Source organism: uncultured Methanobrevibacter sp., assembly GCF_900314615.1.
In the GTDB taxonomy this organism is placed as follows: Archaea; Methanobacteriota; Methanobacteria; order Methanobacteriales; family Methanobacteriaceae; genus Methanocatella.
Genome location: NZ_OMWA01000022.1, coordinates 1 through 13,762, shown reverse-complemented (window position 1 = coordinate 13,762; position 13,762 = coordinate 1). Strand labels below are relative to the sequence as shown.

16 protein-coding genes, 1 tRNA gene and 1 pseudogene are annotated in these 13,762 nt (G+C 33.3%); 10 read left to right on the top strand and 8 right to left on the bottom strand.

From position 1 onward, the window contains the following. Positions 1-104: 104 nt before the first annotated feature. The 7 genes from QZN33_RS08095 to QZN33_RS08065 all read left to right on the top strand — a co-directional run bounded on the left by QZN33_RS08095 (position 105) and on the right by QZN33_RS08065 (position 5,408). Entirely contained in the window at positions 105-1,211 is a 1,107-nt protein-coding gene (locus tag QZN33_RS08095) for an ABC transporter substrate-binding protein (protein WP_296790800.1), read from the top strand. A 7-nt stretch (positions 1,212-1,218) separates the two neighbouring features. Further along, positions 1,219-2,232, top strand: coding sequence for an iron ABC transporter permease (locus QZN33_RS08090; RefSeq protein WP_296790798.1), 1,014 nt, complete (start codon positions 1,219-1,221; stop codon positions 2,230-2,232). After that, positions 2,223-3,026, top strand: a complete 804-nt coding sequence (locus tag QZN33_RS08085; RefSeq protein ID WP_296790796.1) for an ABC transporter ATP-binding protein — start codon at positions 2,223-2,225, stop codon at positions 3,024-3,026. Before QZN33_RS08090 ends, QZN33_RS08085 begins: the two co-directional genes overlap by 10 nt. Positions 3,027-3,035: 9 nt before the next feature. Continuing rightward, positions 3,036-3,602, top strand: coding sequence for an FmdE family protein (locus QZN33_RS08080; protein ID WP_296790794.1), 567 nt, complete (start codon positions 3,036-3,038; stop codon positions 3,600-3,602). Between the two features lie 213 nt (positions 3,603-3,815). Then, positions 3,816-4,466 (top strand): peptide ABC transporter permease, encoded by a 651-nt coding sequence (locus QZN33_RS08075; protein ID WP_296790792.1) that lies wholly within the window; start codon positions 3,816-3,818, stop codon positions 4,464-4,466. Continuing rightward, positions 4,463-5,104 carry a MotA/TolQ/ExbB proton channel family protein gene (locus QZN33_RS08070; RefSeq protein WP_296790790.1) on the top strand — a complete coding sequence of 214 codons (642 nt, stop codon included), beginning with the start codon at positions 4,463-4,465 and terminating at the stop codon, positions 5,102-5,104. Before QZN33_RS08075 ends, QZN33_RS08070 begins: the two co-directional genes overlap by 4 nt. Positions 5,105-5,108: 4 nt before the next feature. Then, positions 5,109-5,408, top strand: a complete 300-nt coding sequence (locus tag QZN33_RS08065) for a DUF2149 domain-containing protein (protein WP_296790788.1) — start codon at positions 5,109-5,111, stop codon at positions 5,406-5,408. A gap of 158 nt (positions 5,409-5,566) precedes the next feature. Here the strand turns inward: QZN33_RS08065 and QZN33_RS08060 are convergent, their stop codons facing one another. Beyond that, a complete protein-coding gene (locus QZN33_RS08060) occupies positions 5,567-5,968 on the bottom strand; it encodes a DUF3795 domain-containing protein (protein ID WP_296790786.1) in 402 nt (133 codons plus the stop codon). 451 nt (positions 5,969-6,419) lie between these two features. On the opposite strand from QZN33_RS08060, the gene QZN33_RS08055 reads away from it, so the two are divergent. Genes QZN33_RS08055 through QZN33_RS08045 form a run of 3 tightly spaced genes read left to right on the top strand, consistent with a single transcriptional unit; the run spans position 6,420 to position 7,844 of the window. After that, positions 6,420-6,977, top strand: a complete 558-nt coding sequence (locus QZN33_RS08055) for a 50S ribosomal protein L15e (protein WP_296790784.1) — start codon at positions 6,420-6,422, stop codon at positions 6,975-6,977. 30 nt (positions 6,978-7,007) lie between these two features. Next, complete coding sequence (locus QZN33_RS08050; protein WP_296790783.1) at positions 7,008-7,430, top strand: RNA-binding protein; 423 nt, start codon at positions 7,008-7,010, stop codon at positions 7,428-7,430. Positions 7,431-7,472: 42 nt separating this feature from the next. After that, positions 7,473-7,844, top strand: a complete 372-nt coding sequence (locus QZN33_RS08045) for a hypothetical protein (protein WP_296790781.1) — start codon at positions 7,473-7,475, stop codon at positions 7,842-7,844. A 5-nt stretch (positions 7,845-7,849) separates the two neighbouring features. On the opposite strand, the gene QZN33_RS08040 is transcribed toward QZN33_RS08045, so the two are convergent. The 7 genes and pseudogenes from QZN33_RS08040 to budA all read right to left on the bottom strand — a co-directional run bounded on the left by QZN33_RS08040 (position 7,850) and on the right by budA (position 12,486). Beyond that, positions 7,850-8,068: a PRC-barrel domain-containing protein gene (locus QZN33_RS08040; RefSeq protein ID WP_296790779.1), complete on the bottom strand. Its 219-nt coding sequence runs from the start codon at positions 8,066-8,068 to the stop codon at positions 7,850-7,852. Positions 8,069-8,125: 57 nt separating this feature from the next. Next, the gene (locus QZN33_RS08035; RefSeq protein WP_296790777.1) at positions 8,126-8,419 is read right to left on the bottom strand and encodes a hypothetical protein; all 294 of its coding nucleotides are present in this window, start codon (positions 8,417-8,419) and stop codon (positions 8,126-8,128) included. 163 nt (positions 8,420-8,582) lie between these two features. Continuing rightward, positions 8,583-8,900, bottom strand: coding sequence for an RNA-guided endonuclease TnpB family protein (locus tag QZN33_RS08030; protein WP_296790946.1), 318 nt, complete (start codon positions 8,898-8,900; stop codon positions 8,583-8,585). Positions 8,901-8,913: 13 nt separating this feature from the next. Then, the gene (locus QZN33_RS08025; RefSeq protein ID WP_296790775.1) at positions 8,914-9,684 is read right to left on the bottom strand and encodes a transposase; all 771 of its coding nucleotides are present in this window, start codon (positions 9,682-9,684) and stop codon (positions 8,914-8,916) included. 262 nt (positions 9,685-9,946) lie between these two features. Beyond that, positions 9,947-11,002: pseudogene (locus tag QZN33_RS08020) on the bottom strand (MFS transporter); the annotation flags it as partial. Positions 11,003-11,160: 158 nt separating this feature from the next. Further along, positions 11,161-11,234 (bottom strand) — tRNA-Lys (locus tag QZN33_RS08015). 448 nt (positions 11,235-11,682) lie between these two features. Continuing rightward, a complete protein-coding gene (budA, locus tag QZN33_RS08010; protein ID WP_296790773.1) occupies positions 11,683-12,486 on the bottom strand; it encodes an acetolactate decarboxylase in 804 nt (267 codons plus the stop codon). Between the last annotated feature and the right edge of the window lie 1,276 nt (positions 12,487-13,762).

The following is a 13,762-nucleotide window of genomic DNA, read 5'->3' as shown; positions in this document are numbered from 1 at the left end:
AGTTTTTATTTATTTTTTTATATTTTATTTGATATTTTAGAAAAGTTATTAAATACCTTTGTTAATATATATTCTTATCGATAGTTTATGTTTGGGGTTTTTAAATGGAAAAGAAAATTAAGGTAATTATACTTTTATTAGTTGTTTTAGTCGTAGCCGGTGTGGCTACTCATATGTTTCTGACTCCTTCGACCGTAGAAACTCAGGGGTCAAAAAATGTCTCTGACATGATTAACAGATCAGTTGAAATACCTGCTTCTGTAGGAAATATCGTTGCAACAAGCCCTCCTATGACTACTGTACTGTATATGATTGCACCTGATAAACTGAAAGCAGTCAACTTCCAGTGGACAGATGCTGAATTGAAATACGTTCCAAGCCAATACCAGAATTATCCTGTAATCGGCGGTTGGTACGGTACACAGGACGGAAGCTATGAGGAGTTTATTGCAGCTGAACCTGATATTGTAATAGAATCCATTGATGAAGGCGGTGACGGGGACCTGTCAACTGTCAATGAACGTCAGACCAAATTCGGTAAAATTCCTGTCATTGCAGTAAACGATACAACAAATGTGGAAAAAATAGGTGAATCCATACTCTTCATGGGTGAAGTCGTTGGTGCACAGGACAAGGCAAACCAGCTCAATGACTTTAACAACAGGTATCTGGATATTGTACATAACAAGGCATCCAAACTGTCTGACAGCGATAAGAAGACTGTTTACTATGCTCAGGGTGATGACGGACTTCAGACCAATCCTTCACATTCCACTCACGGCCAGCTGATTGACCTTGTCGGCGGAAAAAATGTTGCAGATTCAGTCGCTCAGGGAAATACAACCAGCGGTGTTCAGGTGTCAATGGAACAGGTAATAAGCTGGAATCCTGAAAAAATCATTACAAATGATCCTGAGTTTTATGCAGGTGTCTACAATGACTCCAACTGGGGTAAAATCGATGCAGTCAAAAATCATGAAGTCTATCTCTCTCCACAGTCTCCGTTCAAATGGTTTGACAGGCCTGTTGGAGCAAACATGATTATCGGCGTTCCGTGGACTGCAAAAGTTCTCTATCCTGAAGATTATGGCGATATTAATATGGTTGATGCAACAAAAGAGTTTTACTCTAACTTCTATCATATTGATTTAAGCGACAGCGATGCAAAACAGATTTTATTGGATTCAGGACTTAAGGAATCAAATCTATAGTGATTTTATGGATAAAGAAACAAAAGAGATTATAAGTATTGTACTTTTAATCTTTTTTCCAATAATTTTATTTTTCGCTTCATTTTTAATAGGACGATATCCTGTCAGTCCTGTTGATGTGGTAAAGACACTGCTGTGTCCGATATTTCCGCAAATGGAAGTTTCATCAACAATTACAACAATTGTTTATGAGATAAGGCTTCCAAGAATCATCGGCGCATTTCTTGTAGGGGCATGTCTTGCTATTTCAGGAGCGGCATTCCAGTCAATTTTTAAAAACCCATTGGTATCATCTGATTTGCTGGGTGTATCTAATGGTGCAGGATTTGGAGCGGCATTAGCTATCTTAATTAGTGGCACCAATATAATAACTCAGCTTTTTGCATTTATTTTTGGTCTTATATCAGTTTCAATTACTTATCTGATATCAAAAACATATAAAGCAGGCGGAATATTGGTTCTGGTTTTGTCAGGGGTTGCAATATCAGCATTTTTCAATTCATTAATCTCAGCAATCAAATTCATAGCAGATCCTGATGACAAGTTGCCTGAAATCGTATACTGGCTTATGGGATCACTGGCTTCCATAAATATGGATAAAATTCTCATGATTGTCATTCCGGTCATCATAGGTCTTGTAATTCTTTTGGTGCTCAGATGGCATATGAATCTGCTTGCAATGGGTGATGAGGAGGCACAGTCACTTGGTCTTAATCCTTCAAGAATCAGGCTTTTAATCATTGCAGGATGTACTTTGCTGACTTCAGCTGCAGTTTCCATAAGCGGAATTGTCGGTTGGGTAGGTTTAATCATTCCTCATATGGCCCGTATGATTGTAGGGCCGGACAACAGGATACTGCTTCCAGCATCATTAAGTTTGGGTGCAAGCTTTCTTCTGTTAATCGACAATATATCAAGAGCTGTTATAGCTATTGAAATTCCGATTGGTATTTTAACAGCAATAATAGGCGTTCCGATTTTTCTGTATCTACTTAAAAGGGGTTATTCAGAATGGTCATAGAAAATAAACTGCTTGATGTAAAAAACATCTCATTTTCATATAACGATGAGGAAATATTTTCAGATATCAGCTTTTCCATTGGAAGCGGCGAAGTGTTATGCATTCTCGGACCGAACGGGACAGGCAAAACTACTTTAATCAAATGTTTAAATGGATTGCATGACATAAATTCCGGAGAAATTCTTGTCAATGGCAAAAACATTAAAAAATTATCATTTAAGGAAATCTCTAAACATATTGGCTATATTCCTCAATCACATGTTCCGTCATTTCCGTTCAAGGTATTTGACGTTGTCCTGATGGGAAGGGCACCATATCTGAATCTGACGGATTCCCCCAAAGGGGAAGATAAAAAAATAGCTCTTGAAGCCCTTAAAACATTAGGAATAGAAGACCTGAAAGATAAAGAATATACAAATTTGAGCGGTGGGGAAAGACAGCTGGTATTTCTGGCAAGAGTGATATGTCAGAAACCTGACGTTCTTATATTGGATGAGCCGACATCTCATTTGGACTTTGGAAACCAGATAAAACTTCTGGAAATTATAGACAATCTTTCCAAAAGCGGATTGTCAATTATCATGTCATCACATTTTCCAGATCATGCATTTTTAAGCTCAACAAAAGTAGCTATTATGAAAGACAGGCATTTCATTGATTTTGGAACTCCTGATGATGTTGTAACTGAAGAAAACTTAAAAAAAGCATACTCAATCGATGTTAAACTGATAGAACTCGACGATAAAAGAAAAGTATGTGTACCGATGAAAACAAACTTAATATTAGATTTATAGGTGAAAAATATGAATGAAAAAGATTATGATGAACAATTGGCAAAAGCTGCAGAATTTCACGGACATGTCTGCGGAGGAATTGCAATCGGAACAAAGCTTGCAATGTACGGTCTTGAACTTCTTGGAATGCCCTTGAATGAAAGACATAAAAACCTGATTGTATTTCTGGAAATTGACAGATGCATGTCCGATGCAGTTCAGTCAGTTACAGGTTGTTCAATGGGTAAAAGAACTCTTAAACAGATGTATTATGGTAAATTTGCAGCAACATTCATGAACCAGGATACTGGTGAGGCATTAAGAATTACTGATGCTGATGCAAACAAAAAATTCAAGGATGAAGAAACAAAAGAGGAAATGATTGCACGTTTCAGAAGAACTCCTCCTGAAGAGCTGTTCAAAGTGGATAAGGTAAAAATAGAACTGACTCCCGGTGATATGCCAGGAAAGCCTTACACAACAGCATTCTGTTCAGTCTGTGGTGAAAAGGTATCTGACGGACGTCATAAGTTGATTGGTGGAAAACCGGTCTGCAAGTCCTGTGCGGAAGGTTCATACTACGAGCTAATAGAATGATAATGTTGTAAATTTTTTTAATCATTATTTTTTCTTATTTTTTTCTTTTTTTCCAAATTTTTTACTTAATTTAACTAATTCTTATTTTAATTAATTTTTAGACTAAACTGACTGTAATTATATTATTATTTAATTTTTAAATTATTCATTACGATATGTTTATATATTCATGTTGATTAATATTTAATTAGATAAAGAATATGGGTTGGAATAATGAATCTGATTGGGGGGTATCTGTTAGTAATATTGGTTCTATTTGCAGGCAATATTGCTTTGTTGATTGGAGATTTTAAAATCAGCAATGTAAAAGTTAGTATATCTTCCTTTGCATTTGCTGTCATTACATTTGTCTTGATGAATGCCTCTACATACTTGAATCCATCATTATCATTTTTATTGGACTATTTTGGATATCTGTTTTTAGTTATTGCCATTTCATTGTTTGCGATGATGTTATTTTTTATTAAAAACGATAAATTAAAAACTTCTTTGTATCCTGTTTTAGTTTTATTTCTAATTTCAACTGTATTATTGTCATCTCAAGCAACTTTAAGCTTTTTTGAAATGATTTTATATTCTTTATTGATTTTTATTATTCTATTTGGTGTATATCAACTTTCAAAATTATTGCATCATGCAAAAAGACAATACTCTGTAATAATTGGAGAATACATGATTTTGTTTTCAATATTAATGTTTATTTTTTCAATGACTTATTATTCTACACTAAATCTCAATTATAGAATGTTTAGTGCATTTTTAATATTGACTCCAACTTATCAGTTGATTTATGTAATTATAGCTGTTATTGTAATTTTGGTCATTGGTGTGCTTGTAAATGATAGAAAAGGAGGAAATTCATGATAATTCAAGGGACTGAAGCATTGACTTCATTTATTCATATACTTTCCGAAAGCCTTCTGACACCGGTTGTTGTTTTATTGGTAATTTCAATAATAATTGTCATTCTTGCTTTTGGAGGACTGATAAATGAATATATGTCAAGAAAACCAATCAAATCAAAAGATTTGGAAGATTTAATCAGGCGTGTTTCATTTTCAGCTAATGTTAATCAGATGAAGGAAGAAATTAAAAATAGTGATTTATTCGACTATCAAAAGGAAATTCTAACAAGGATTGCAGACAACTATGATATCGGGCCAGATGCAAGAAAAGCATTAGCAAGCGAACTTATATCTGCTCAGGAGACTAGTTTAATCAAAAAAACTAATAAAACTGATATATTAGTTAAGGTAGGTCCTAGTTTAGGTCTTTTGGGAACTTTAATTCCATTGGGTCCTGGACTTGCTGCATTAGGAACAGGTGATATTGCAACTCTTGCGGAATCTTTAACAATTGCTTTTGATACAACCGTAACAGGTTTGACTGTAGGAGCTTTAGCGTTTTTAATTTCCAAATACAAAAAACAGTGGTATGAAACCGAACTGATTGATGTTGAAACTGTTGCTGAAGCTGAACTTGAAACAATAAACAAATGGTGATTTGATGCTTAGAAAAAGAAGAAGAATTTCTGAATCTGTTGATGACGACCCTATGAGTGGTTTAAACAACCTTTCAGATGCAATGCTGGTTCTTGCTTTAGGATTTCTGATTTTTGCAATCATGGCATTATCAGTTAATCCGGATATGATTACACAGTCACAGTCTACAGAAGATGTTTCTACTGCAGATACTTTTTCTCAAAACTATACCAGTGCCGGAGGTCTTGAGGACAGTGGATACAATGAAGTTGGAAAAGTCTATGAAGATCCGACTACCGGTGAGCTGGTAATGGTTTCTGGTTGACCTTAAAGGAGTTATTTTACTCCTTTCTATTATTTTTCATATACATATTACAAATTTAATTGTAATTTTTTCAATTAAAAACGTTAATGTTAAAGTAAGCTGTTTTTAAATCAATGATGATTACATTAACTGTTAAAATAATCAATCAACTATTTGTTTTAATCAACTTTAAATCCGCACTCACTGCAGGCTTTTGTCTGGAACTTAACAACGCCTCCACATTCAGGACATGTCCACCTTTCCCTATCCTGACTCATCATGCGACCGATTCCTGTCGTTTTGATTCTTTTGGCACTGTCTAGCGTGTTTAAATCATGCCTTTTTACGTATTTTTTTGAATGCTTTTTCATCAGTGGGCATGGAAACTCACTGCAGCGTCCGCAATAGCTGAAATTCTTGCTGTCAAAGCAGGTTTTGATTTTACATTTCAGACTGGCCTTGTTTTTACCATCATCACTGATTAAACAGCCCGCACATGGGTTTTGATATTTTTCACAGCTTATGCAGTTAATTCCGCATGGTGCAAGTAATTTTGAATCAATTTCATCTGGCATTTTCATATTTTACACTCTCAAATAATTTTTTATATTAAATTGTATAAAATGATTTTCACAATAACTGAAGTTTGGTCATTAGAGGCGTTGCAGGATTATCTTAATTATTGTGTGTTTTCAACTTTAAACTATAATAATTTGAGGTTATTAAATTATATTGGCCTGATTAAATTTAACTTTTTTAAATAAAACATTTAAATTAATTAAACGGAATATTAACAACTTTATTATGGATTATTGCCTGCAGTACTTAAACGCCGAAGTTACAATTCTATTGAAAAAACTTATTTGTATTGGGAAATCAGATTTCAGGTAAAATGACCTCAAATATCGATACGTTTATAAATACATAAAACAAATATTTGATTACTGTTATTTTTTAGCAGTACTAAAATACTTTTTTTGGGATAATTTCCCATATGGATGTGGCCCTAGTGGCTGAACAAAAGGTGTTATTATGTATAAATATATTAGAGACGCATGGAAAAACCCAGATGAGTCCTACGTACGTGAACTCATGTGGCAAAGAGCTCCTAAATGGAATAAACAAGGAGCAGTTCAAAGAATTGACAGACCTACCAGACTCGACAGAGCTAGAAGTTTAGGTTACAGAGCTAAAAAAGGTTTCATTGTAGTAAGAGCCAGAGTAAGACGTGGTGGAAGAAGGAAAACCCGTCACTTCAACGGTCGTAAACCTAAAAGAATGGGTGTAAACAAAATTACCCAAGCTAAATCAATTCAAAGAATTGCTGAAGAACGTGTAGCTAAAAAATACCCTAACATGGAAGTATTAAACTCTTACTGGGTATGGTCTACAGGAAAACATAAATATTACGAAGTAATTTTAGTAGATCCACAAAGTCCTTCTATCATTAACGATAAAAAAATCAATTGGATTTGCTCCAAAAAACACACTAACAGAGCTCTCAGAGGCTTAACCAGTGCTGGTAACAAAGGACGTGGAATCAAATCTAAAGGAAAAGGCTCAGAACAAGCTAGAAGAAGAAAAATCTAATTTTTCTTCAATTCCTTTTTTTTGATTAAAATGATTCATAATATTAAATTCAGAGCTTTCGTATATGAAAATGAAAGCGTTGATGAGATTTCTCAAGCTATTTTAAATATTCTTCCTGAAGCCGAAATCGAAGCTGAAGAGGCCGAAGGATTACTTGAAGATAAGATTATTATTTTATCTGGCGTTGTATCCAAAAAAAGATACACAAAGACTTTTTTTAACACACTTTTAGAATGGACAGATTTGGAAAAATTGAATGCTGATTTAGAGCGCAAAATGGATGAAAAAGGTAACTGGTTTTTAAGGTTTGACAAAGCTGACGCTCTTGATGAAAAATGGACCATTCTGGATAAAGGCGATGCAATTCATCTTAAAGTAAAAATTGCAGCTTTTCCTGCCAAAAAGCAGATTGCAGTTGACAAGGTCCGTGAAGCGATTCAATCAAAAAGTTAACTTTATTTTAGTTTTCCTCCAATATAGTACTAAGGTGATTTTATGGAGAGGAAAAGTTATTATCTAATAATTTTACTTGTCGCTCTTGTAATCTGCATGGGAGTGTTCTGGTTCCAGTTCAACAATAATGTTTCAACATTCATTATTATAAACGAAACTCAGGTGGCTGAAAACGGCACTTTTGCCGGTATGCTGATGGATGCTTACAGTTATGGCGTTTCAAATCAGACAGTTTGTATTCAAACACCTGATCATAATATCATTAATGCCACTACTGATGAAAAGGGTGAATTTAAGGTAGTAAATGCCGAATATGGTTCTGGTGATGTGCACTGTTACAGTAATTTCACATTTGCCGGAAATGGAAAATATCAGCCGTGCATTTATGAAGGGAATGTTTCAGTAACCAGATAACATTCCTATTCAACTGCTATGTCAATGAAAACGTATTCTCCTATTGTGGTTACATGTTCAAATTCCACAATGATTTTTCCTTGACTGCGTATATTTGTTTTTAAATCGATTAAAACACTGTTGATTTGTCCTGTTTGAGTATTTAAATCCATATCTTCTATTTTTCCTATTTTTTCAGCTCTTTTATCGATTACGCTTTTTCCGATTATGCTTTTAATGTTCATTTTATCACAAAAATACGTTGTAATGGCTGTTATTTATAGTTTCTTATTGGCCATTGGTTATGAGTTTGAACTTGAACTTTCAATTTTTTCCTTATCGTCAATAAATATGACAGTCAAAATAAGCATGATGACATGTAAAATCAGCAGAATCAGTGAAGTCTGATTGAATCCTGTGACTGAAGCGAAATTATGGCCTATGGCGCCTCCTGCCAAAATAGCCATTATAACAACTGTCATTGATGAGCCTATTGCCGCAAAAATCTGCCTTAATGTATTGTTGACTGCAGTTCCATCTTCGACTTTGTCGGATACCATAGTTAAAGCCCATGTTGTGGCGGGCATCAGTGACAAACCTGCACCGATAAAACGGATTGACTGGGTTATGGTCTTGAACCTCCCCGTCGTGTAGACGACGGAGATTCTCGGGCTGTAGTTCTCTTGTGAGTCCTAGAATTTACCGAGCTATCCCCCTGGGTCTCAGGGTTCATTTAAATATAATATTATCTTTATATATTTATTTTCCATAGTTTAAAATGTTTATGGCGGCATTGACATCTCGGTCGAGTATTGTTCCGCATTGTGGGCATTGCCAGTTTCGTTGGTCAATGGTTAAGTCATTGTTTCTGTATCCGCAGACATGGCATATTTGTGATGAAGGATAATATCTTGGTATTTCAATGTAATTTTTACTGTATAGTTCGCATTTGTATTTTATCATGTTTTTCAATATGCCTAGACTTACTTCATGTAGTCCTTTGCTGTAATCCTGATCTAGAATCATTTCTTTTATGTTTAGATTTTCCATTTTGATTACATCGTATTCTTCAACTATTTCTTTGCTTATTTTATGATAGTATTCTCTTTTGATGTTGTTTTTTTTTGTTTATGTGTTTGTGTAGTGTTTTTAGGATTTTTTGATATTGTCTGCTGCCTTTTGTTTTGCGTTTTAGGATTTTTTGTGTTTTTTTAATTTTAGCATTGATTTCATTTAGTTTTAGCGTGGCTTTTGCTTTAAAATCTGAAAGTGTTGCTAATGTTTTAACACCTAAATCAATTCCTACTTCTTTCCCGGTTTTAGGGAGCGGTTCCGGCAGCGGGGCATCATATTGAACAATTATGAACCATTGGCTGTTTTGTTTTTTAAGTATTATATATTTGATTTTGCCAGTTATTTCAGGCCGATAACCTTTGAGGTTAATCCATCCAAATGGCCTCCAATATAGTTTTCCGTTTTCTACACGTATTCTGTTGTTGATGTTGTTGATTTTAACTGATTGTGATGCACTGTTTTTCTTTTTAAACTTGGGATGTCCAAAACCTCGTTTAAAAAAGTTCTCATAAGCAATCAGAACCGGTTTATAAGATGCCTGCATTGTATTAATGTCCAATTCATTAATAAAAGGATACCATACTCTTAAATAGTTAAATATAGATTCAACATACTTATTGTTAACATATGGTGCACAAGCATTGAATAGATTGGCTATGCGTCTGTTGTACTCTATCTCTCCAATTACATTATTGTGAATGAAACGTGAATGTCCCAAATATTCATTAAACAATCGTTCCTGCTTTTGATTAGGATAAACACGATGTTTACAAGCACGATAAACCATAAAAAAATCACAACTCCCAATCTAACCACACAGAAAAAAAACTTTTTTTCTGATTGACAAATATATATTATAATGATGGTTATATAATACATAATCGCGAGAGAGCGTGTGAAAAGTATTCGCCTAAAAAAAATGAGAAAAAAAATACAGTGAATAAGATACAAAAATAAAAATAACAAATTTAAAGCAACAAAATAAGAAAAATACGTCTTAAAAATTACTTTCAAAAGAAGTACACTCCCCGTGCAATTCATCCACGACCTCAAAAGAGGTCATGGTATTCTTGCATTATTAAGATAAATTCAAATGAAGAATCCTGAGTGTACATCATCATTGTTGCAAATCCTATTATTGAAATGATACATCCCATAATCAGGACCTTTTTGATTCCAATTCTATTAGTAAGAATTGGACCTACGATATTAAATGCAATTATTAATAATCCTCCAGGCAGAAGCACTGAAGCGGAAAAGATTGCGGAATGATTAGCCACTCCCTGTATGAATATAGGAAGAAGCGCTGTGCATCCGTTTAAACATGCAAATAGAATGCAAATGAATATTGTACCTGCTGAGAAATACTTGTTTTTAAGTATGGATAAGTTAATCAAAGGTTTTTCCAATTTTGATTGACGATTTACAAATAGGATTAAACTTGCAATTCCTATGATTATCGGCAAAATTACAAGATAATGTACAAATCCAAAATCTGCAACATTTGTAAAACCAAGCATTACGCCGGCACATCCGATTATTGACAATACGACAGATGGATAGTCAAGTGGATAATTTTCAGTTGAAGCATTGTCCTTTACAAATATTGCTCCTAAAACCAAAAGAATTATTGTTGCTACTGTGAAAAATGAAAACAGTGCTCTCCATCCATAGATAGTTATGACAAATCCTCCTAAAAATGAACCTATGGCCGGAGCTATTCCAATTATCAAACCGTATACTCCCATATAAGTCTGCCATTTTTCTTCAGGAGTAGTTCTAAGAAGCAAAATCTGAACATAGGGCATTATAACACCGTTTCCAATTGCCTGAAGAATCCTGCCAATAATCAAAACAATTATGGAATTTGATAAATAACAAATGGTTGATCCGATGAGGAATATAATCGATGAAAAGATGAATATTTTCCTTGCAGTGAATCTTCGGGATATGTAAGCACTTAATGGGATCATTACGCCCACTACGAGTAGGAATACTGAATATGACCATTGTGCCTGTGTTGATGAGGTCGAAAAGTCACTCATTAAATAAACTATGCTGTTGTAATTATTGACTGTGCCACTGTTAAGATACTTGTAGAAATAATAAACATGGCCAGCAGTTGCATTTTATTGTTTAGTTTTATGTTCATTTTTCACTAAATTATTATATATAATGTGTTTTATTCATAATTTCGTTTTTTTTTGAAAGAAACATTAAAAAAGATGATTGGATGTTCAGTGTAAAATTGTTTAATAAAAAACGGGCCCGACGGGAATTGAACCCGCGACAACAAGGTTAAGAGCCAAGTGCTCTGCCAGACTGAGCTACGGGCCCCATTGAAAAATGTTTTTTTTTAAAAAATTCAATATTATTATCTATTTTTTCTTAAAAATAATGAAATAGTCCTATCCGGAGTCGAACCGGAGTCACAAGTTCCAGAGACTCGTATGATTGCCATTACACCATAGGACTATAAATTGCATTAATTTAGAATTCAATTTATCAAAAAATATCATAAATTTAGAATTCTATTATATGTTATATCTGTTCATAGATATAAAATTTTTCTATTTTTCGGGAATTGTAGTTTGAATGTTTCATAAGTGATGTTGATTTAATCCCAAAACAATTTTACATGTCAAATCAATAATGTATGGAAGAATATGTGGTGGCGATGTTCTTTAAGATAATTGGTAGTTAAAATCAGTTAATCTATATTCTGAGTGTGTTTAATCAATTAAAAATAATTCTGATAAAAAAAGAAGAATAACTCAAAAGAGAGTTATTCCACGCTGCTTATTTTATTGGTCATGTCTTCTGTGAAATTCATTTTTGCAAATGAGTCATCACTTGGAAGTATCATGTTGAATTCATGGATTTCATCAACTTGTCCGGATCCTTTGAAATCAGTGAAGTTTAAAACATGCCCTCCTTTTGTCTTATCGTCAGACAGGAAATGAAGATGCCAGCCGTGCATGTTTAATTCATTCATGTATTCCGGGAAGTATACAGCTACAACTGTTCCGGTCTGGTCAGTGTGGTTGAATACTTTTTGGTCAACTGCAGCAACTTCTGTGAATTCCTTATATGGTTTTTCCTGTTTTTCAACACTTCTGACTGTAATGTTTGAAAAATCACCTTTGAGTTTGATTACGTACATGTTATTTGCGCTGTTTTTGCTGATTTCCTTGTTTAACTGACTTGTTAAATCGTCAAAGTCCTTGGCGTTTATATTGTCTATTTTTCCATCTTCATCAAAGTTGGTGATTGTAGCGAATGGTATGGTTTCGTTATCTTGCATGACGTTAATGCTTCCGTCAGCTGCTGCCTGATAAACGACTCCGTCAAGAATTATCATCTCACCGTTTACCCCTTCGAATGTTCCAAGACCTGTGTTACCATGTGTTTTTAAATCTCCTACTGTGATTACTCCGTCATATTCTCCATGCATGAAAGCCTGCATCAATGAGACTTGATACATTGAATCATCATTATTGCCGTTTAGGAATAATGAATTCTGAGCGCTGACTGCTGAAACAGCAAGCAAGCCCACTATAATTAATGCGAATACTATTTTCTTATTCATTAAATATTCCTCCCTTTTGGTTAATTGGATATATGTTGGAATTTGATAATAAGTTTTGATGTTTGAAATTAAATATCAGTTTTCTTTTAGCTATCGTTATTGTTAACGTTAAAGTTAATTAAATCAAAAGTAACTCTCCATCTTATAATATTATTAATTGCTTTTTACTTTAACGGGGGGGTTTGGTGATGTTGAAGTTAATTCTAAGTCGTGCATATATATCAAGCTCATTTTATAATCAGATTTTAAATCCTGAAATGCTGATGTTAAAGTAAATTTCAGTTTTCTTTTAGCTATCGTTATTGTTAACGTTAAAGTTAATTAAATCAAAAGTAACTCTCCATCTTATAATATTCTTTATGGTTTTTTACTTTAACGGGGGGTTTGGTGATGTTGAAGTTAATTCTAAGTCGTGCATATATATCAAGCTCATTTTAGAATCAGATTTTAAATCCTGAAATGCTGATGTTAAAGTAAATTTCAGTTCTTTCTTAGCTATCGTTATTGTTAACGTTAAAGTTAATTAAATCAAAAGTAACTCTCCATCTTATAATATTATTATTGGCTTTTTACTTTAACATTGGGGTTTGGTGATGTTGAAGTTAATTCTAAGTTGTGCATATATATCAAGTTCATTTTTGAATTAGATTTTAAATCCTGAAATCTGATGTTAAAGTAAATTTCAGTTTTTTCTTAGCTATCGTTATTGTTAACGTTCTTATAGTTTAAGATGAACGCAGTTTTCATTCGTTGTGTCTTTTACATCAATGATTTTTTTAAGTTAAATAGCTATTTATATATAATTTAAAAATGAAATTATTAATTAATTATAATTTTGGAGAGAGTTTTTATGAAAACTCATGTAATAGTTATATAACTTTTGTTCTCTCTACACTACTTTTTGAAATTTAAAATAATTAAATTTTTCATTCACTTGTTTATTGTGGGTTGGGATTAAAAAGAGTATTATGTTTCCAAAGAGTTTTTGGATTATAATATATATTTGGATTTCCAATGTTTTTCATAATCTTTTGTAGAAGTAATTATAGATTTATTAATAAACAAAGGTGAAATCAAAGGTTTAATAGATTTCGTTGATTTTATTCATGATTTAGAACAATCTTTAAAATGTAATGTTGATGTTGTAACAACAAGTTCACATAACAAAAAATTTTTAGAAAATTTGAAGAGAATGTGTACTTGAAATTTGATAATTATTTGAATTCAAATAGTTAAATGATGCATATCATTTCTATCTAATTGGCTGAATTCACTC